This window comes from Pseudomonas sichuanensis, from assembly GCF_024749065.1.
GTDB lineage: Bacteria > Pseudomonadota > Gammaproteobacteria > Pseudomonadales > Pseudomonadaceae > Aquipseudomonas > Aquipseudomonas sichuanensis.
In genome coordinates, this window is the sequence record NZ_CP087185.1 from 2,951,797 (window position 1) to 2,970,285 (window position 18,489).

At 65.6% G+C, this 18,489-nt stretch carries 17 protein-coding genes; 9 read left to right on the forward strand and 8 right to left on the reverse strand.

Annotated elements, in window-relative coordinates; all coding sequences use genetic code 11:
• The first annotated feature begins 25 nt into the window (after positions 1–25).
• The 7 genes from LOY51_RS13390 to LOY51_RS13420 are packed head-to-tail and all read left to right on the forward strand — an operon-like array spanning position 26 to position 7,533.
• A complete protein-coding gene (locus LOY51_RS13390) occupies positions 26–1,045 on the forward strand; it encodes a beta-ketoacyl-ACP synthase 3 (protein ID WP_125858604.1) in 1,020 nt (339 codons plus the stop codon).
• Positions 1,045–2,052, forward strand: coding sequence for an NAD-dependent epimerase/dehydratase family protein (locus LOY51_RS13395; RefSeq protein ID WP_125858605.1), 1,008 nt, complete (start codon positions 1,045–1,047; stop codon positions 2,050–2,052). The genes LOY51_RS13390 and LOY51_RS13395 overlap by 1 nt, the downstream gene beginning before the upstream one ends.
• The gene (locus LOY51_RS13400; RefSeq protein WP_125858606.1) at positions 2,049–2,903 is read left to right on the forward strand and encodes an MBL fold metallo-hydrolase; all 855 of its coding nucleotides are present in this window, start codon (positions 2,049–2,051) and stop codon (positions 2,901–2,903) included. The genes LOY51_RS13395 and LOY51_RS13400 overlap by 4 nt, the downstream gene beginning before the upstream one ends.
• Positions 2,893–4,251: a F390 synthetase-related protein gene (locus LOY51_RS13405; protein WP_258646561.1), complete on the forward strand. Its 1,359-nt coding sequence runs from the start codon at positions 2,893–2,895 to the stop codon at positions 4,249–4,251. Before LOY51_RS13400 ends, LOY51_RS13405 begins: the two co-directional genes overlap by 11 nt.
• Positions 4,239–5,393, forward strand: coding sequence for an ATP-grasp domain-containing protein (locus LOY51_RS13410; RefSeq protein ID WP_258646562.1), 1,155 nt, complete (start codon positions 4,239–4,241; stop codon positions 5,391–5,393). Before LOY51_RS13405 ends, LOY51_RS13410 begins: the two co-directional genes overlap by 13 nt.
• Positions 5,390–6,529, forward strand: coding sequence for a hypothetical protein (locus LOY51_RS13415; RefSeq protein WP_258646563.1), 1,140 nt, complete (start codon positions 5,390–5,392; stop codon positions 6,527–6,529). The genes LOY51_RS13410 and LOY51_RS13415 overlap by 4 nt, the downstream gene beginning before the upstream one ends.
• Positions 6,526–7,533 carry a Rieske 2Fe-2S domain-containing protein gene (locus LOY51_RS13420; protein WP_258646565.1) on the forward strand — a complete coding sequence of 336 codons (1,008 nt, stop codon included), beginning with the start codon at positions 6,526–6,528 and terminating at the stop codon, positions 7,531–7,533. Before LOY51_RS13415 ends, LOY51_RS13420 begins: the two co-directional genes overlap by 4 nt.
• Before the next feature lie 196 nt (positions 7,534–7,729).
• Here the strand turns inward: LOY51_RS13420 and LOY51_RS13425 are convergent, their stop codons facing one another.
• The 5 genes from LOY51_RS13425 to LOY51_RS13445 all read right to left on the reverse strand — a co-directional run bounded on the left by LOY51_RS13425 (position 7,730) and on the right by LOY51_RS13445 (position 11,435).
• Entirely contained in the window at positions 7,730–8,296 is a 567-nt protein-coding gene (locus LOY51_RS13425; protein WP_258646567.1) for an isochorismatase family protein, read from the reverse strand.
• An 86-nt stretch (positions 8,297–8,382) separates the two neighbouring features.
• Positions 8,383–8,805 (reverse strand): PA0061/PA0062 family lipoprotein, encoded by a 423-nt coding sequence (locus tag LOY51_RS13430; protein ID WP_125858612.1) that lies wholly within the window; start codon positions 8,803–8,805, stop codon positions 8,383–8,385.
• Positions 8,806–8,815: 10 nt separating this feature from the next.
• Positions 8,816–9,790 carry a copper homeostasis membrane protein CopD gene (gene copD, locus LOY51_RS13435; protein WP_258646569.1) on the reverse strand — a complete coding sequence of 325 codons (975 nt, stop codon included), beginning with the start codon at positions 9,788–9,790 and terminating at the stop codon, positions 8,816–8,818.
• Positions 9,791–9,793: 3 nt separating this feature from the next.
• Positions 9,794–10,177, reverse strand: coding sequence for a copper homeostasis periplasmic binding protein CopC (copC, locus tag LOY51_RS13440; protein WP_258646571.1), 384 nt, complete (start codon positions 10,175–10,177; stop codon positions 9,794–9,796).
• Positions 10,178–10,820: 643 nt separating this feature from the next.
• Positions 10,821–11,435, reverse strand: coding sequence for a dTMP kinase (locus tag LOY51_RS13445; RefSeq protein WP_258646573.1), 615 nt, complete (start codon positions 11,433–11,435; stop codon positions 10,821–10,823).
• 211 nt (positions 11,436–11,646) lie between these two features.
• On the opposite strand from LOY51_RS13445, the gene LOY51_RS13450 reads away from it, so the two are divergent.
• Positions 11,647–11,817 (forward strand): hypothetical protein, encoded by a 171-nt coding sequence (locus LOY51_RS13450; RefSeq protein ID WP_189654471.1) that lies wholly within the window; start codon positions 11,647–11,649, stop codon positions 11,815–11,817.
• A gap of 143 nt (positions 11,818–11,960) precedes the next feature.
• On the forward strand, positions 11,961–13,247 hold the full coding sequence (locus tag LOY51_RS13455) for an OmpP1/FadL family transporter (protein ID WP_125858616.1): 1,287 nt from the start codon (positions 11,961–11,963) through the stop codon (positions 13,245–13,247).
• On the opposite strand, the gene LOY51_RS13460 is transcribed toward LOY51_RS13455, so the two are convergent.
• The 3 genes from LOY51_RS13460 to LOY51_RS13470 all read right to left on the reverse strand — a co-directional run bounded on the left by LOY51_RS13460 (position 13,248) and on the right by LOY51_RS13470 (position 18,483).
• Positions 13,248–15,779: a fused MFS/spermidine synthase gene (locus LOY51_RS13460; protein WP_258646638.1), complete on the reverse strand. Its 2,532-nt coding sequence runs from the start codon at positions 15,777–15,779 to the stop codon at positions 13,248–13,250.
• 41 nt (positions 15,780–15,820) lie between these two features.
• Positions 15,821–17,377 (reverse strand): arylsulfatase, encoded by a 1,557-nt coding sequence (locus tag LOY51_RS13465; protein ID WP_125858617.1) that lies wholly within the window; start codon positions 17,375–17,377, stop codon positions 15,821–15,823.
• A gap of 104 nt (positions 17,378–17,481) precedes the next feature.
• Positions 17,482–18,483: an HAD family hydrolase gene (locus tag LOY51_RS13470; RefSeq protein ID WP_258646575.1), complete on the reverse strand. Its 1,002-nt coding sequence runs from the start codon at positions 18,481–18,483 to the stop codon at positions 17,482–17,484.
• Between the last annotated feature and the right edge of the window lie 6 nt (positions 18,484–18,489).

Genomic DNA, 18,489 nt, shown 5'->3' on the forward strand with positions numbered 1-18,489 from the left:
CCGACGCACCACTGACGGAACACCCATGCACGTTTCAGCTCCCTCCCCCCGCCCCGCCCGCGCACTGGCCATTCTCGGCACCGGTCACAGCCTGCCGTCACGGGTGCTCACCAGTGCCGAACTGGACACCCCGCTGGGCCTGGCGCCCGGCAGCGTGGCGCGGATCAGCGGGGTGCACCAACGCCATGTCGCCGGCCCCGCCGACAACGCCGCAAGCCTGGGCGCGAGTGCCGCGCACCAGGCCCTGCAGGCAGCCGGCGTAGGGCTGGACGAGCTGGACCTGATCGTCTGTGCCAACGCCACCCAGGACCAGGGCATGCCGTGCAACGCCGCCTTGCTGCAGCGTGAACTGGGCCTGGGGCACAGCGGCATACCGGCGCTGGACATCAACGCCAGTTGCCTGGGTTTCATTGCCGCGCTCGACACCTTGTCGTGGCCGATCCAGGCCGGGCAGTACCGGCGGGTGCTGCTGGTGTGCGCCGATATCGCCTCGTGCGGGCTCGACTGGCAGCAGGTGGAGGTCAGCGGCATCTTTGGCGACGGCGCAGCGGCCGCGGTGCTGGGCCCGGGGGACGGCGGCGGCAAGGTGCTTGCTTCACGCCTGAAGACCTACGCCGAAGGCGCCGAGCTGTGCCAGATACCGGCCGGCGGTTCGCGCTTTCACCCAAGGCGCATCGACCAGCCGTTCGAGCCGCTGACCAGTTTCAGCATGCACGGCAAGCGGGTGTTCCGCCTGGCTGCGCAGCACCTGCCGGCGCTGCTGGACGACCTGCTGGCCCAGGCCGGGCTTGGCCTTGCGCAGATCGACTGGGTCATCCCCCACCAGGCCAGCCAGCAGGCCATGACGCATGCGGCCAGGCGCCTGGGGGTGGCCCCGGGCAAAGTCATCGATATCTTTGCCCGGCATGGCAACCAGGTGGCGGCCTCGCTGCCCACTGCACTGGACATCGCCGTGCGCGACGGGCGCATCCAGCGCGGGCAACGGTTGATGCTGATCGGCACCGGCGCGGGCTTGTCCCTCGGCGGTGCGATCCTGGAGTTCTGATGAAAGTCCTGGTTACCGGTGGCACCGGGTTCATTGGCCGGCATCTGGTCTGGCACCTGGCCGCCCAGGGTTGGCAGGTGCTGTTCAGCGGGCGCAACGCCCAGGCCGCTGCCGAGGTCATCGACCACAGCCCCGCGCAGGTGAGCTGGCTGGCATTGGCCCACGGCAGCGCCCAGACGGCGGGCCAACTGACCGAGGCCAGCCAAGGCTGCGACGCCATCGTGCACTGCGCGGCGCTGTCCTCGCCGTGGGGCTCGGCGCAAGCGTTTCGCGACGCCAACCTCGAGGCAACCGCCGAGGTGATCCAGGCCTGCCAGGCCAACGGTATCGCCCGGCTGGTGCACCTTTCCACGCCGAGCCTGTACTTCGACTACCGCGACCGCCTGGGCATCCGCGAAGACCAGCCGTTGCCAGCGCCGGTCAACCAGTATGCGCGCACCAAGGCGCAGGCCGAGGCCCTGCTGGCCCTGGCCGAGCTGCCGGCATGCGTGATCCTGCGGCCACGGGCGGTGTTCGGGCCGTGGGACGCAACGCTGATGCCGCGCCTGCTGCGGGTGATGCGCCGCGGGGCGATACCGCTGATGCGCGGCGGCCAGGCGCAACTGGACCTGACTTGCGTCGACAACCTGGTGCATGCGGTATGGCTGGCACTCACCCGCCCCCTGCCGCGCCCGCTGTGCGTGTACAACCTGAGCAACGGCACGCCGCTGCCGTTCAACGCGCTGCTTGCACAGATGGCCGAACAGTTCCAGCTGCCGCTGCGCACCCGCAGGCTGCCCTGGCCGCTGGTGCACGGCGTGGCCCACCTGCTGGAGCTCAAGGCGCGCCTGGGCGATGGCCGCGAACCGTTGATCACCCGCTACGGCGCCGGGGTACTGGCCTTCAGCCAGACTCTGGACATCGGCGCCATCGAGCGCGAGCTGGGTTACCGCCAGGTGCTCAGCCAGGCCGAGGGCATCGCCCGCTATGCCCAGTGGTGGCGGGCCCGGCAAGGTGGCGCGCAATGAGCCGCAGCGTGCAGTTGCGCATTCTGCGCGCCGGCTGGTGCCAGCACCTGGCGTGCATGGCCGACCGCGGCGGGCGCCTGGCGCCGGCGCAGTTCCCGGCGCTGTGCGGGCTGATCCGCCACCCCGAGCACGGCTGGATTCTCTACGACACCGGCTACGCCGAGCATTTCTTCCACGCTACCCGCCAGTTGCCCGAGCGCCTGTACCGCAGCGCAGTGCCGGTGCAACTGCCAGCGGCGCAACAGCTTTCGGCGCAGTTGCATGCCTTGGGGCTGAGTGTTGCGGATATCCGCTACGTGATCATTTCGCATTTTCACGCCGACCACATCGCCGGGCTGCGCGACTTCAGCAATGCCCGCTTCATTGCCCTGGAGGCCGACTACCGGCACCTCGAAGGCCTGCGCGGGCAGCGCTGGCGCGCCACCCTGGGCGGCCACCTGCCCGGGCTGCTGCCAGAGGATTTCAGTGCCCGCCTGCAACTGGCCGATGCCAGTGCGCGCTGCACGCTGCCGGGCTGGATGGCACCGTTCGAGCACGGCCTGGACCTGTTCGGTGACGCCAGCCTGATCGGCGTGCCGCTGCCGGGGCACAGCGCCGGGCAGCTGGGGTTGTTCATCCCCGACGCCCAGGGCCGGCCGGCGTTCCTGGTGGCCGATGCCTGCTGGTCGGCCCCGGCCTGCCGCGCCGGGCGCCTGCCGGCGGCGCCGGCGCTGTGGTTCGCCAGCGCCGAGCGCCGGCAGTACACCCGCACCTACCACGCTTTGGGCCAACTGCTGTGCCGGGAACCGGCGCTGGCGGTGCTGCCGTCCCATTGCACCCAGGCCTGGGAGGCCTTCATTAATGAGCGGTGAACGCCTGATGGGCACCTTGCGCAGCCTCGGCGCCTTCATCGTCAGCCGCTATGCCCTGCGCTTTCGCCGGCGTGACCGGCTGGAAGCCTGGCAGGCCCGATGCCTGGCCGGCTTCATGGCCAGGGTGATGCCCCGCAGCCAGCGCTTCGAGGGGGTTCGCCACGCCAACCTGCAGGCCTTGCCGCTGATGGACAAAAGCACCCTGATGGGCGATTTCGCCGGGTTCAACACCCGCGCCCTGAGCCTCGAGCAGGTGCTGCCGGTGGCCCTTGAAGCGGAACGCTCGCGCGACTTCAGCCCGACCCTGGGCGATATCACCGTGGGCCTTTCCAGCGGCACTTCGGGGGCGCAGGGGGTGTTTCTGATCAGCAGCGAGGAACGCCAGCGCTGGGCCGGCATTCTTCTGGCCCGCACCCTGCCGCGGGCATTGCTGCCACGGCTACTGTGCCCGTGGCTGGCACCGTTGCGGGTGGCGTTCTTCCTGCGCGCCAACAGCCGCCTGTACACCACCCTGGCCAGCCGGCGCATCGACTTCGCCTTCCACGACCTCACCCTGGGCCTTGAGGCTTCGCTGGCGCGCCTGGCGCAACACAACCCCGACGTGCTGGTGGCGCCGGCCACGGTGTTGCGCGGGCTGGCCCAGGCCGCCTTGGCCGGGCGCCTGGCGCTGGCCCCCGGGCACATCCTGTCGGTGGCCGAAGTGCTGGAAAGCCCCGACGCCGACCTGGTCGAGCAAGCCTTCGGCCGGCGCCCACAGCAGATCTACCAGGCCAGCGAGGGTTTTCTCGGCTACACCTGCGAGGCCGGCACGCTGCACCTGAACGAAAGCCACCTGCACATCGAACCGCAATGGCTGGACGCTGCGCGCACTCGCTTTCAGCCGATCATCACCGACTTCTCCCGGCGCACCCAACTGATCGTGCGCTACCGCCTCAACGACATCCTGCGGGTTGCCAATGCACCCTGCCGTTGTGGCCGCGCCGAGCGGGCCATCGCCGCCGTGGAAGGCCGCGCCGACGAGGTGCTCTGGCTGCCGCGCAGTGACGGCCGGCAACTGGCGCCGCTGTACCCCGATGTGCTGCGCCGCAGCCTGCTGATGCTGGGGCCGGCGCTTGAGGAGTACCAGGTTCGCCAGCACGGGCTCGACTGGCAGGTGGATGTGCTCGGCGCAGGCGACCACACCCAGCTTTGCCAACGCCTGGCCACAGCCCTGGCCGAGCTTTGCCAGGCCCATGGCCTGCAGCCGCCACGCCTGAGCTTCGGCCACTGGCAGGCGCCCCCACCTCACAGCAAGCGCCGCCGCCTGCTGATGCTGCAACTGCCCGAGGGTTTGCCATGCGTGTATTGATTCTGGGGGCACGCGCACCGGCGTGCCTGGAGTGGGCCCGCGCCTTTGCCGAGGCCGGCTGGTCGGTCAACGTGGCAGACTCGCTGGCCCAGCCACTGAGCCGCTTCAGCCACGCGGTCGAGCACTTCGTGCGCCTGCCCGAGCCCCGCCAAGACCCCGAGGCGTGGCTTGAGGCGCTGGCCGATGTGGTGCACAAGCGGCACATCGACCTGTTGCTGCCCACCTGTGAAGAGGTGTTCTACCTGGCCCACGGCCTGGAGCGCCTGCGCCCGCTGTGCCGGGTGTTCACCAGCGACTTCGCGCTGCTGCACCGCCTGCACCACAAGGGCGACTTCGCCGCCATGACCCAGGGCTGGGCGGTGGCCGCACCGCCCAGCCGCGTGCTGCACGACGTCCAGGCACTGCAGGCGCTGGCCGGCGAGCGCGACAGCCTGGTGTTCAAGCCGGCCTACTCGCGCTTCGCCTCGCACACGCTGATTCGCCCGGGCACTGCGCAGCTGGCCCGGCTCAAGCCCAGCGCCCAGGCGCCCTGGGTGGCCCAGCAGTTCGTCGCCGGGCAGGAATACTGCAGCTTCAGCGTGCTGGTGGGCGGCAAGCTTACCGCCCACGCCAGTTACCAGCCGCGCTACCGGGTCGGGCGCGGGTCGGGCATCTATTTTCACAGCTGCGCACCGGCGCCAATCGCCGCCTTCGTCGAGCAGTTCGGCCAGGCCACCGGCTACACCGGGCAAGTGGGCTTCGATTTCATCGAGGACCAGCAAGGCCGTTTCCATGTGCTCGAATGCAACCCCAGGGCCACCAGCGGCGTGCACCTGTTCGACGACCAGCGCCGGCAACTGGTGGCGGCGCTGGATGCACCCCAGGCGCCAACCCTGCACGCCACCCTGCAACCGCGCATGATCGCCCTGGCGATGCTGCTGCTGGCTGCGCCGCGGCGGGCGCTCAAGCCTGGCTTCTGGCACGACTACCGCCAGGCCCGGGATGTGATCGTGCAGGGCGCCGACCGTGGCCCGCTGACGGCCCAGGTGCTGAGCCTGGCCGAGATCATCGGCCGCGCCGCGAGCCGGCGCTGCGGCCTGCTGGCCGCCTCCACCGCCGATATCGAGTGGAACGGCCAGCCGCTCGGGGCGCCGCGCCCATGAAGCTGTTGATGCCTGAGCAATTGGCGCAACAGCCGCCCACGCCCGACGACAGCAGCGCCCGGCAGTACGTGCGCAGCTGCGCCGGTGGCGCATTGATCGGCAATGTCAGCACCGCCCTGGCGCTGCTCGATACCGGCAGCCAGCAGTTCCCGGTGAGCATCAACCACGGCAACGACCCGGCAGGCAACTGCTACGTGGTGTCGCCGCAGACCGCCTACAGCGGCTATGCCCGCGAAGAGCTGCAGCGCCTGCGCCGCCCGTGGCTGGCCTGGCCGCTCAAATACCTGACCCAAGCTGTCGACAAGCTGCTGAGCGCGGCGAAGGTAGACCGGCTGGTGCAGGTGAACAACTGGCTGCTGTCCACCAACCTGTACCCACCGGACTGGGACGGCGCCGACCTGCCGGCGATCACCGCGCTGCTGCGGCGCACCTTCCCCGACCATGGCTTTGGCTTTCGTTCGCTGAACGACTTCAGCAACCCCGCCCTGCGCCTGCGCCTGCAAAAGCTGGGCTACCTGGCCATCCCCAGCCGCCAGGTGTACCTGTTCGACGGCCGGGCCGGCGACCAGTCGGCCTTCCTGCGCCACCACAACACCCGCCTGGACGCCACCTTGCTGCGCCGCAGCCCGTATACCGTGGTGCCGGGCGAAGCCTTGGCCGACGCCGACTTCACGCGCATCGAGCAGCTTTACAACCTGCTGTACCTGGCAAAATACAGCACCCTCAACCCGCACTACAGCGCAGCCTGGCTGCAACGCGGGCACCGTGAAGGCTGGTTGCAGCTGCGCGCCCTGCGCAGCCCCGAGGGGCGCATCGACGGCGCCCTGGGCTGGTTCGCCAACAGCGCGCTGCTGAGCACGCCGATCGTCGGCTACGACACCGCCCTGCCCCTGCGCGCCGGCCTGTACCGGCAGCTGACCCGGCTGTGCCTGCAAGAGGCGGTTAACCGCCGCCAGGTGCTCAACTTCAGCTCTGGCGCCGCGGCGTTCAAACGCCTGCGTGGCGGCCAGCCGCAGATCGAGTACAGCCTGGTGTACGTGGCCCACCTGCCGTTCGGCCGGCGCCTGGTGTGGCGGGTACTGGCGGTGCTGCTGCAACGCCTCGGCGTGCCCCTGATGAGGAAGCTCAAACTGTGAACATTCAAGCAGGCTGGTGGCCCGTCGCCCTGAGCCGGCAACTGCGCCGCCAGCCCCTGGCCTGCACCCTGCATGGCGTGCCGCTGGTGCTGTTTCGAGGCGCCACCGGCGCCCCTGCGGTGCTGCCCGACCGCTGCCCGCACCGCTTCGCCGCACTGAGCGCCGGCCGCGTGTGTGACGGGCAGATCCAGTGCCCCTACCACGGTTGGCGCTTCGACCCGCAAGGCCGCTTAAGCCACCTGCCCGGGCGTGAGCAGCAGGCCTGCAGCCAGCCGTTGCTGCAAGCCCTGCACAGCTGTGAAGCCCACGGGCTGGTGTGGGCGAGCCTTGACGCCGAGCCCCCGGCAGCAGCGCCGGTGGCGCCCGCCGAGCAGGCCCAGGCGCTGGACCTGTTCTGGATGAGCGACCAGGTGCGCTGCACCTTGCAGGACGCCGCCGAGAACTTCCTCGACGGCTTTCACACCCCGTTCGTGCATGCCGGCTGGATTCGCCACGACCGCAAACGTCAGCGCATCAGCACCTGGGTGCACCGGCTGGAGGATGGCGTCGAGGCGCAGTACAGCGATGAAAGTACCCAGTCAGGGCTGATTTCGCGCCTGCTCGAAGGCGAGCGCGGCTTGAGCATGGGCCGTTTCCGTTTACCGGGGCTGGCCGAAATCGAGTACCGCGACCGCCAGGGGCGTCTGAACCTGCTGGTCAGCGCCTGGCTGAGCCCCGCCGCCGAGGGCGAACTGCGGCTGTTCGCGCGCATCGCCACCGCCCGTGGGCGGGCCCCGGCCTGGCTCAAGCGCGGGGTGCTGCAGGCGCTGTTCAAGGTGATCCTCAAGCAGGACCGGGCGATTCTGGAAAACCTCAGCGCCAACCGCCAGCGCTTCACCGCGCTGGCGCTGCGCCAGGCACCGCTGGACAGCCCCCAGGATTTGCTTGGGCCGTGGATCAGGCAGTTGCTCGAGCATGGCGAGCTGCAAGGGTTCGAAGAGCGGCGTGAGACGTTCTTGCTGTAACGGTGTGGCAACTTGAAGTCTGGCGCGCTCCCTGTAGGAGCGGCCTCGTGCCGCGAAAGGGCCGCAAAGCGGCCCCGGCAATCCGATCACAGCGAGCGACGTGCCAACAAAAAAACACCTGAAAAATCAGTATGTTACGCATTATCCCTTTTAAGGAATGCTGACATATGATTTCCATGCAACCCGATGTCAGGTTTCACAACGTGAACTGCGCAACCACTTCATCCGACGACATCACATCGGCATATTCCCCCCCGAGTATCGCCAAAGTCAGCTCATGAACGGTTGTAGCGTCCCAGCGCTTTCCATTCGGCCCGACAACGGGCACGGCTGTCGTGGCGTCTGACGGAAGAATAATGCTGTACCCCAGTGCTTTTCCCGCGCGGACGGTGGCGTCCATGCTGTTATGAATGACAACCCCCGTCAGCACCAAACGCTTTACCCGCATCTTGCCAAGCGTGGCGTCGAGCTCGGTACCGATGAATGCGCAGTTTTCCTGTTTGATAATGACCGCTTCACCCTCGATCGGAGCAACCTCTTGCTTGATGCCATTCCACGGGCCATTTACGTAATAGCTGGATGTTGGCGTCCGCTCGTCGTGCTTAACGTGCACAACAGGCCAGCCTTTTGACCGCCAGAGCGCGAGCAGTCGCTGGATCACTGCCAGATACCCAGGATTGCTTTTGCCGTCCCAGTTCGGGCGATCAATGGCATCTTGTACGTCAAGGATCACAAGGGGCACAGCGCTGGATAGGTCCTTCATCCGATTTCAGTTCCTTTGGCTGACGATCAGGCCGAGTGTGCTGCAACAAGGTTCCGCCAGCAATGCCCAGCACCCACGGCTCATGCTCACATCAGGCAATAAAACTCACTGACCTCTGCAACGACTTTCCCTGCGCCGTCATACAACCGTGCCTCCGGGTTCAAGGCAATCGAGCGAGCCTCGAGCACATAGCGTTGTCCCGCTGTGAAATGGCCGTAATTGATGGTCAGGTAGCATTCGCGTACCGAAGGCCCGCCCATCATGCTCATGCCGCCACCGCCGCTGGTTTCATAGTCGAACTTCACCATCAGCTCGTGGCTGCCGGGCGTAACCTGGAAAAAACGTCCGTCTTCAAGGCGTTGCTTGTCCAGGCGCTCGGCCAGTAACACTCTGTCGTTGGGAAACGGTATAGACAAGTCGACCCAGGCCATCTCTGGGTTGGCGGTTGGCATCGGCGTCTGGCAGCCCGCAATAACACTGGCTGCGACGAGCAAGATCATCCTGCGCATGATCAGCACCTCAAGGGGCCATATGATCAGCATAGCGTCCTACAGCCATTTCTATCCCGCGCTCATTCTCAGGGCTCAAAGTGCCCAGCCATGCAACCAGGGCAACAATGACGATGGCCATTGAAAGCTCGAATGCCAGGCTTCGACGCAAGGCACTCACCGCAACCGAATACTCGCCATTTCGAACCGAACGCTCCAGCAGCGGGCTCAAATGAAAACGATTGAGGGCAGCCAGCGCGATCATTGCGCCAAACAACAGGACCTTCATAAACAGCAAAGCACCATAGGTACTGAGCACGACGCCATCGATACGTGGGCCAACAATAAAGAGGTAATTGATTGCTCCAGTGAGCCCGATGACAACCACGATCACGGCGCCGACCGATTCAAAGCCAGTCAATACCCGGGCAAGAAGCCGCGCCTCATGTTCGCCTTTCAGTGATTTGCAGCGAAGCAACAAAGCGAACGCCGCCAACGCCCCTAGCCAGGCGCCCGCAGCCAGCAGATGGAGAACATCGCCGATGAGCTGCCAATAGCCACGACTCCCCTCGCCCATCGCCCCATGGCCGGTCCACGCCAGGCTGGCCAGTGCAACGGCTCCGGCCACAGTGACGACCCACAAGCTGGCGGTCGCAAAGCGCTTGTATTGCGAGATGCCGACAATAGCGACAAGCAGTGCGGCAATGCGGACCTGCCAGCTCAGGCCTACATCGGTGCCCATGAGAATCATCTGGAAAAAATGGTGATGCAGCTCCATGAAGCCCGACACACCGCTCATGGATTTCGCCAGAACACCCAGCGCGACCAGGGATAGCGCTATACCCAAGAGCGACGTGCAATACAGCAGCGACTCAAAGCGCAAGACCGTGCCCGACGCCCTCTCCTTCCCCCTCAGGCCATACAAGCCAAAAAGCGCCAAGCCAAATAGCATCATCAAGTCGAGATAAAGCGCGAAACGAATCGCGACAGTCAGCAAGTCGCCCATGGATCATTTCACTTTGAAGGAAAAACTGCCGGTAATCGGGTGAGTGTCCGAAGAAACAGCGCGCCATTCGACCTTGTAAGTGCCCGTGGTCAAGGGCGCTGCAGGCGTGATGATCATGGTCTTCGGATCACTGCCCCCGGCGACGGCTGCCTGTACTCCCATGGGTGAATTTGGCATTCCCGGCATGTCGGTCATGATCAGTTTTGCCCCCGAGAACTGAGTCGTAAGTTGCTCGGAAAAATGTAGCGCGATGGACGAAGGTGCCACGCCATCCGCACCTTCCGCCGGAGTGGATGAAAGGAGCCTGGGGTGCGCCTGGGCAACGGCGCTCAGGAACAACCCGGCGGTCAGCGCAAGTGTTGCAGCGATGGGTTTATGGAAAGGCATGCAAGGCTCCTCACAGCAAGCGCTGTCAGTTCGAGTTTTTTAGGGAGTGGATATCGTGTCCGTGAAAGCGCTGAATCAGCGTCACAGTGCAGGTGCACGATGTCACAGGCGCCAGGATCGTGCGATTACATTTCAGTCAGCTTGAAAGGGGTCTGGCGCCGCTGTTTACGGGTATGAGCGCGCTTGCCGCCATTCATATCAATTACGTAATAAATTGATAACCATCATCAGAAACCACCGCGAAGTGCTGTGGTGGTTTGGCTGATTATTCAAATTGGGTAATGGCCACCAGGAGCATGCCGATGGTTTTGCAGCGCCCTCAAGATCGAGCGCCGCCCGCGCGGCGCTTCGCGGGTGAACCCGCTCCCACATCTGTTTCGGGCCAGTCTCTTCTGTGCCATTACCTAGTCCGCCTTGTTGGTACGACGCGGTTTCAGTGTGGGCGTTGCCGCTGCCCCACATGACTCAAGACATGGACCAAGACAGGCCCTGGTACTCTCACAGGAATAATTGGCCCGAAATAAACTGTGGGAGCGGCGGTTCGCCGCTGCGATTTACCCGCGAAGCGCCGCGCGGGCGGCGCTCGATCTCATAGGCGCTGAACATCCATCGCCATGCACCTAGCCGCCAGATACGTAATAAATTAGCGTACTAGTACGCTACGAATTTCAGCAACCACCTGCGCCGTCGCCGCTTCGATCGTGCCTTCGTTACGGCACAACACCCAGCCGTTTTCTTCGACCGCCCGCTCGAACGCCTGGGTACAGGCAACTTGCTCTTCCAGTTTATGAATCACCGTACTGCCCAGCCCACGTGTGCGTGCCGCCGCCCTCGCCCATGAAACTTCGGGGTCGGTGACAACCCCGACATGCAGGTCCGGCACACGCACGTTGCGCTCCATGTTCAACCACAGAATCTCGGCAAACGGGACTGTCCGGCGAAACGCGGCATCGGAGGGGTACCAGCGATCGATCAGGATGATGCTGCCCGGCGGCTGCTTGGGCAGCACGTGCTGCGAAATCCAGGCCCGGCTATCCGCCAGGCGCGCGCAAACCTGCAACTCCAACTCCTGGCTGGGATGCCTGACGAGCCTGTTGACCAAGGCCATCGTTTCACCCCTGAAGGGGTCGCTTTTCTTCTCGCAAAGGCGGATCACCTTGTAGCCGTCGGCCCTGAGCGCTTGTGTAATGGCCTCCAGCAGCGTGGTTTTGCCGGTGCCCTTGGGCCCGTCCAAAGAAACAAATAGCGAACGATTCATACTTCACATAACGATTGATTGGAGGGGGTGGCGCAGCTGCGCCGATACTAAAGCCAATCGCCAGTGGCGGCTAAACAATATGGGCATAAGTGCCGTAGCTGCGATGAGTGCCATTTTGCAGACGTTGTTTGCAGATATGCCCGCTGCATCAAAGCGTCTTGCACGCTATGTTGGTGACCCTATTCGAACCCAACCGCCATGGAGGGCTGTCATGGTGATGTTCTGCCGCCTCAGTTTGCTGATCCTGGTCGCCGGCACGCTGCTGGGCGATATCGTGATCGCCAGCGTCGGGCTACTGGCCCTCTGCGCGGCTGCCGTCTACCACAACATCCAGCAGGACACCCCGCAAGAAGAGCCTCAAGAGCCCGGCTTCACGGCGTAACACCGCAACCGCCGAACACATTGCATCGGCGGATCGCCCCAACGCCGTCTAGGCTGGATACGTCAGGGCGGGCGCAACCGCGTCAACCAGGTTGCGCAGGCAGTGCCCTCGACTCCGTCCCCAGCCCTGTCAGGACCACGACCATGAGACGACGTCGGTTACTGCCCCTGCTCACCTTGTGCTGCACCACCGCCACCACCGGCACTGCCCTGGCCGGTGGCATCCTCATTTACGAAGCCGGCCAGGAAGGCAACGGCTTGGCCAACGCCGGCGCCGCCGCACTGGCCAGCGACCCCAGTGTGCTGATGAGCAACCCCGCCGCCCTCACCCAGCTCAAGGGCACCCAGGTCAGCGCCAATGCCCAGGTCATCCTCGGCAATATCCGTTTTTCCCGTGACAGCGCCAACCAGTTCGACGGCAACGAAGGCGGCAACGCCCTGCAGTACCTGCCCGGCGCCAGCCTGTTCGTCAGCCACCAGCTCGACGAGCGCGCGACCCTTGGCTTCGGCATGTACGGCAACTTCGGCCTGGCGCTGGACTATGACGATGACTGGGCCGGCCGCTATTTCACCCAGGAAGCGGCGGTGATCGGGGTGTCGTTCCAGCCCACCCTCGCCTACAAGCTCACCGACGACCTGTCGCTGGGCATCGGCCCGCGCATCCTGTACGGCTACTACCGCACCGAGATGGCCATCAACAACAATCTGCTGGGCCTGGCCGATCGGCCGGACGGCCAGCTGGAATACCAGGACACCGACGTCGGCGTGGGCGTGAACCTGGGCCTGCACTATCGGCTCTCCCCCGCTACCCAGCTGGGCCTGGCCTACACCAGCAAGGTGAAGCTCGAATTCAAGGACAAGCCCCACGTGACCGACGTCAGCAACCCCTTGCTCAATATCGCCTTGCGCCGCCTCGACGTGAGCGAACTGGAACTGGACATGAACGTGCCGCAGACCGTGCTGCTGAGCATCGCCCATGACCTGGACCCGCAGTGGAAGCTGTTGGCCAGCCTCGGCTGGCAGGACTGGAGCGAATTCGGCGATATCGGCGTGGAGGTGGACAGCGATGCCGTCGGCAATGTCAGCCGCAGCGTCGATCGCAAATACAAGGACACCTGGCACGCCTCCCTCGGCACCCAGTACCAGGCCACCCCGCGCCTGCGCTGGAGCGCCGGGGTCGGCTACGACAGCTCGGCGGTGGACGACAGCGACCGCACCGTCGACAACCCCATGGGCGCCACCTGGCGCCTGGCCACGGGCGTCAACTACCAGTTGCGCGACGGCCTGGACCTGCACCTGGCCTACACCCTGATCTGGATGGGCGACATGGACGTCGAGCAGACCAAGGCCCGCTCGGGCGACAGTCTCTCCGGCAGCTACCGCAACGCCGCCCTGCACATCGTCGGCGGTGGCGCCACCTGGCGCTTCTGATCAAGGCTGCGGGCTGCCGAGGAACCAACGGAAATAGGGGTTGGCGCCATCGCTGCGGACCAGCGCCCCGGCCTCTCGCGCCCAGGCCTGACGGTTGCCGTTGTAGGCGTGCAGGCTCAGGCTGTAGAAGCGTTGCAAGGTCAGCCACTGATCGTTCACCGCCCCGGCAAAGCCGGGGGCGGCACCCTGCAGCGGCGGTGCCTGGCGCAACGCCAGCAAGGCCGGCAACACCCGGGTGATCTCCCGTGGCCGTACCCACGGCGCATATTCGATACGCGGCTGATCGTCGGTCACCGCTGCTGCGTCGCCGGCGTAACGGGCCAGCCCTGCCCGGTCGGTGATCCAGGTGGCCAACAGCGCCTGGGGCGAGTCGATGCCGACTTCGGCCAGTGTCGAGGCCACGGAAGGTAGGGAAAATCGCTGGATGATCCGTGGCACGTCCAGTTGCAGCGGCTGCAACGAGCCGATCAGCAACATTTCGTGGAATTCCGTGGTCCACAGCGAGGCGTGGGGGAACACCTCGATGAAGCTGCGCACCAGCGCGCGGGTGTCCTCATCGTTCTGGGTCGGCAGCGGCAGCCATTGCGCCAACAATCCACCGGGTTGCAGGCGGCTGGCGGCCAACTGGTAGAAATCGCGCGAATAAAGGTTGACCACACCGGCCGCCGAAGGCGGTGGCGGTTCCAGGGTGACCAGGTCGTAGCGTTCATTGCTGCGCAGCAACTCGCGGCGGCCATCGCGCAGGCGGATGTCCAGGCGTGGGTCCTGCACGGCATCGTAGTTGCCCTTGAACAACGGGGCGGCGGCCAGTACTTCGGGCAATAGTTCGGCCACCACCGGTCGTTCCAGCCCCGGGTAACGCAGCATCGCGCCGGCGGTGATGCCGGTGCCGAAGCCGATCACCAGCGCCGAACGCGGCTCGCCAGCGTGAATCAGCAACGGCAACAGCGCCTGCAGGCGCATGTAGCGCAGCGATGGCATGGCATCGCCGGTATTGGACACGCCCTGGATGTACAGGCGGCTGAAGCCCTGCCCCTGGCGGGTCTGCTTGACCACCGCGACAGTGCCGCCCTTGCCTTCGCGGTAAAAAGTCAGCTGGCCGTTGCGTGCACCAGGCAGCAGCTCGGCCAGGCGTTGCGCCGGCGTCAGCACGCCCACCGCCACGCAGGCAATGGCCACCATCAGCACCATGGCCTTGGCCGGCCGCCCCACGGCGTTGCCACGCCATGCCGCAATCAACCCCACCAGCGCCGCGAGGCCGGCCAGCAGGGCCAGGGTGCGCACCAGGCCCACAGCCGGTATCAGCACGAAGCCGGTCAAGCCCACGCCCAGGATGCCGCCCAGGGTGTTGAGCGCCACCACCGTGCCGACATCCCGGCCAACCCGCCGGCCATCCACCGCCAGGCGCACCGCCAGCGGGAACGCCGCGCCCAGCAGCACGGTGGGCAGCAGCACCATACTCATGGCCGCCACCGCAAAGCGTGCGCACATGCCGGCCAGCTCATTGCCGGTAGCCTGCAGCACCAGCAGCTCAGCCTGGGTCTGAACCAGCACCAGCCAGCGCCCGAGCCCGGCCAGCTGCAGCAGCGCCAGCAGCCCGGCACTGGCGATCAGCACCGCGAACAGCCCCCAGGGGTCGCGCAAACGGTCGGCCCGCCTGGCATACAGCGCGCTGCCGGCCGCCAGGCCGCACAGGTAGGTGGCCAGCACCAGCGCAAAGGCATGGGCGCGGGTACTCATGAACTGCACGATCGACTGGCTCCACACCACCTCGTAACCCAGCGCCACCCCGCCGGCGATGCAGTACAACGCAATTGCCAGGCGCGCCTGGGCGCTTCGCGGCGCCTGTTCGTTGGCCTGAGCGTTACGTGGCAGCTGGTCATTGCGCCGAAGGACCCAGGCGCCCAGCCCAGCCAACAGGTTCATCGAAGCTGCGGCCAGGGCACTGCCGGTCACTCCGAGGTGCGGTAGCAATACAAAGGCGCCAAGCAAGGTACCGGCAATGGCCCCGGCGGTATTGGCGGCGTACAGCCGCCCGCTGGCCTGGGCCTGCTGGCCGGGCGCGGGGGCCATGGCGCGCACCAGTACCGGCAGGGTGCCGCCCATCAACAGTGCAGGCACCCCCACCAGGGCAAACGGCAGCCACCAGGCCAGCCAGCCGATACTGGCTTCCATCCGAGCGAACCACCCGGCCGAAGCTCCAAGGGCCAGCGTGCTGGCCACCCCGAGCACCGCGACCGCCACCTCCAGCAGCGCATACAAGCGCACCGGCCGGGCCAGCTGGTCGGCCCAGCGCCCGAACAACCAGCCGCCCAGGGCCAAGCCTGCGAAAAAGGCGCTGATACCGGTGGTCACGGCGTGCACCTCCACGCCGACCACCAGTGACAGCTGCTTGATCCATAGCACCTGGTAAACCAGCGCCGCGCCGCCAGACAGCAGCAACAAGGCAGCAGGCAAACGCAGGGCCAAACCCACCGCTGCCACACGATCGCAGCCAGCCGTGGGCAGGCTTGGCCTTGCGGGTGAAACCATCATCGCTGCCTTAGCGAGGTCGCGCCTCGCGGTTCACAGGGTCATTTGCCTTTCATCTTCTCTTCGATCTTCTTGTTCACATCGTCCTGGATCTGGTCGATGCTGAAGCTCGCCGGGCGCTGGCTGGGCGGGTAGTCGACGAAGGTCTGCAGGAACCGCGCGGCTTTCTGCGTGCCCTGGAAGAACAGGTAGTCGTTCTTCGTCAGCCAGTCGTAATACTGGTCAGACACGATATCGGCCCGCTCGTAGGGGTCCATGCGCAGGTTGAACAGCTTGGGCGCCCGCAAACAGGTGAACGGCTCGCTCCACACCGGGAAACCACCCGGCGCGCGCTGCTCGCAGTAGACAACCTTCCAGTCGTTGAAGCGCATGGCCACCAGTTGCGCGTCGTCGTTGAAATAGTAGAACTCGGTGCGTGCGCTCTTGTCGGTCTTGCCGGTCAGGTAATCGAGCTGGTTGTAACCGTCCAGGTGCACCTTGAAGTTCTTGCCGCCCACGTCGGCGCCCTTGAGCAGGCGGTCCTTGATATCGACGTCACCGGCAACCGCCAGCAAGGTCGGGAACCAGTCGAGCCCGGAGAACATCTGGGTGCTCACCGAGTCGGCCTTGATCTTGCCCGGCCAGCGCACCATGGCCGGCACACGATAGGCGCCCTCCCAGTTGGAGTTCTTCTCGTTGCGGAACGGCGTGGTCGCCGCATCCGGCCACGACCACTGGTTCGGGCCGTTGTCGGTGGTGTAGACGACAATGGTGTTGTCGGCGATCTTCAGGTCATCCAGTGCCTTGAGCAGCTTGCCGACATCGCCGTCGTGCTCGAGCATGCCGTCGGCGTATTCATTGCCGATCATGCCGCTCTGGTTACGCATCGACTCGCGCACATGGGTAAAGGCATGCATGCGCGTGGTGTTCATCCACACGAAGAACGGCTTGTCGGCCTTGGCCTGCTTCTCGATGAAATTGATCGCGGCCTGGGTGGTCTCGTCGTCGATGGTCTCCATGCGTTTGCTGGTCAGCGCGCCGGTGTCCTCGATCTTGCCGTCGGCACTGGACTTGATCACCCCGCGCGGGGTGGTGGCCTTGAGGAATTCCGGGTCGTCCTTGGGCCAGTAAGGCCGTTCCGGCTCCTCTTCGGCGTTGAGGTGGTACAGGTTACCGAAGAACTCGTCGAAACCATGGTTGGTGGGCAGGTACTCATCGCGATCGCCCAGGTGGTTCTTGCCGAACTGGCCGGTGGCGTAGCCTTGCGCCTTGAGCGCCTGGGCGATGGTCACATCGCGCGCCTGCAGGCCCACCGGCACCCCCGGCATGCCCACCTTGGACAGGCCGGTGCGCTTGGCCACCTGCCCGGTGATGAAGGTCGAGCGCCCGGCGGTGCAGCTGTTCTCGGCGTAGTAGTCGGTGAACAGCATGCCCTCCTTGGCGATGCGGTCGATGTTGGGCGTCTGATAGCCGACCACGCCCTTGGAATAGGCACTGATGTTGGTCTGGCCGATGTCATCGCCGAAGATCACCAGGATGTTCGGCTTTTCCGCCGCCCCGGCCAAGGTGGCTGTCGTCGCCAGGGCGACAGCGGACCACCAGGTTGTACTGGACTTCATGACGTTGCTCTCCGTTCACGTTGCTGTCGCAAGTCCGCGACTGCGTGCACGAAGGATTCCGACTGCTGGCTGGGTCCCAGTGCCCTGCGGTTCCGGTGTGGCATTCACTCCTTGTCGAAGGGATAGACACGGCGCCAGTCGCGGGCCACGTCCACCACGGTCCAACCCTGCCGGTTGGCGATATCCAGCGCCTTGTCCAGGCGCCCTACACTGCTTTGCCGGTCATACGCCCATTCGCGTTTGGCGTCGGTATGGTGCACCAGCCCGGCAAAACGCCGGCCCGGCCCGGCCAGGGTCCATTGCAGCATCTGCAGGTCGCCGTCAGAGTTGCCGAAGGCCAGTACCGGCCGCCGGCCGATCACCGCCTCGATGCTCACCGGCTTGCCCGGGCCATCGTCGTTATGCAGCAACTTGGGCAGGCGCTGGATGCTGAGTTGGCCGTCCTTGTCCTGGTACTCGGCGGCCAGGGTGGTGCCGATCACCTGTTCGGGGGGAATGCCGTAGACCTCTTCGGCGAAAGCGCGCATGAACGCCACTTCGCCGCCCGAGACGATGTAGGTGCGAAAACCTTTGTCACGCAGGTAACCGAGCAGTTCCAGCATCGGCTGGAACACCATCTCGGTATAAGGCTTGCCGGTCTTGGGGTGTTTGGCACTGGCCAGCCAGCTGCGGCTGCGGGCCAGGAATTGCTCGGTGCTGATGCCCGAGTGGGTGGCCGCGACAATCTTCAGCAGCCCGTCCATGCCCTGCTCCGCCAGCGCCTTGTGGTCGTTGTCCAGCACCGCCTTGAACGGCTGCTGGGTTTTCCATTGCGGATGCTCGGGCGCCAGGCGTCGCACTTCGTCCATGGAGAACAGCACTTCGAAGTACAGCGGTTGCTCACTCCAGAGGGTGCCGTCATTGTCGAACACGGCAATCCGCTCGGCGGGCGCCACATAATCCTTGCTGCCTTGATCGGTGACGGCCTCGACGAACGCCACGATGGCCTGGCGCGAGGGGCCGTCGCGCCAGGACGGCAAAGGCTCTGCCGCCAGCACCAGGCATGGCAGCAACAGCAACAGGCAAAGCACGCTGCGCAGGGCATGGGCGGCTGGGCGCGGCTGCATGTGGGG

Coding starts and splice junctions, on each gene's coding strand:
- LOY51_RS13455 (WP_125858616.1), top strand. CDS start 11,961: ATGAGACGACGTCGGTTACTGCCCCTGCTCACCTTGTGCTGCACCACC.
- LOY51_RS13415 (WP_258646563.1), top strand. CDS start 5,390: ATGAAGCTGTTGATGCCTGAGCAATTGGCGCAACAGCCGCCCACGCCC.
- LOY51_RS13425 (WP_258646567.1), bottom strand. CDS start 8,296: ATGAAGGACCTATCCAGCGCTGTGCCCCTTGTGATCCTTGACGTACAA.
- LOY51_RS13470 (WP_258646575.1), bottom strand. CDS start 18,483: ATGCAGCCGCGCCCAGCCGCCCATGCCCTGCGCAGCGTGCTTTGCCTG.
- LOY51_RS13390 (WP_125858604.1), top strand. CDS start 26: ATGCACGTTTCAGCTCCCTCCCCCCGCCCCGCCCGCGCACTGGCCATT.
- LOY51_RS13450 (WP_189654471.1), top strand. CDS start 11,647: ATGGTGATGTTCTGCCGCCTCAGTTTGCTGATCCTGGTCGCCGGCACG.
- LOY51_RS13445 (WP_258646573.1), bottom strand. CDS start 11,435: ATGAATCGTTCGCTATTTGTTTCTTTGGACGGGCCCAAGGGCACCGGC.
- copC (WP_258646571.1), bottom strand. CDS start 10,177: ATGCCTTTCCATAAACCCATCGCTGCAACACTTGCGCTGACCGCCGGG.
- LOY51_RS13395 (WP_125858605.1), top strand. CDS start 1,045: ATGAAAGTCCTGGTTACCGGTGGCACCGGGTTCATTGGCCGGCATCTG.
- LOY51_RS13460 (WP_258646638.1), bottom strand. CDS start 15,779: ATGGTTTCACCCGCAAGGCCAAGCCTGCCCACGGCTGGCTGCGATCGT.
- LOY51_RS13430 (WP_125858612.1), bottom strand. CDS start 8,805: ATGCGCAGGATGATCTTGCTCGTCGCAGCCAGTGTTATTGCGGGCTGC.
- copD (WP_258646569.1), bottom strand. CDS start 9,790: ATGGGCGACTTGCTGACTGTCGCGATTCGTTTCGCGCTTTATCTCGAC.
- LOY51_RS13405 (WP_258646561.1), top strand. CDS start 2,893: ATGAGCGGTGAACGCCTGATGGGCACCTTGCGCAGCCTCGGCGCCTTC.
- LOY51_RS13465 (WP_125858617.1), bottom strand. CDS start 17,377: ATGAAGTCCAGTACAACCTGGTGGTCCGCTGTCGCCCTGGCGACGACA.
- LOY51_RS13400 (WP_125858606.1), top strand. CDS start 2,049: ATGAGCCGCAGCGTGCAGTTGCGCATTCTGCGCGCCGGCTGGTGCCAG.
- LOY51_RS13410 (WP_258646562.1), top strand. CDS start 4,239: ATGCGTGTATTGATTCTGGGGGCACGCGCACCGGCGTGCCTGGAGTGG.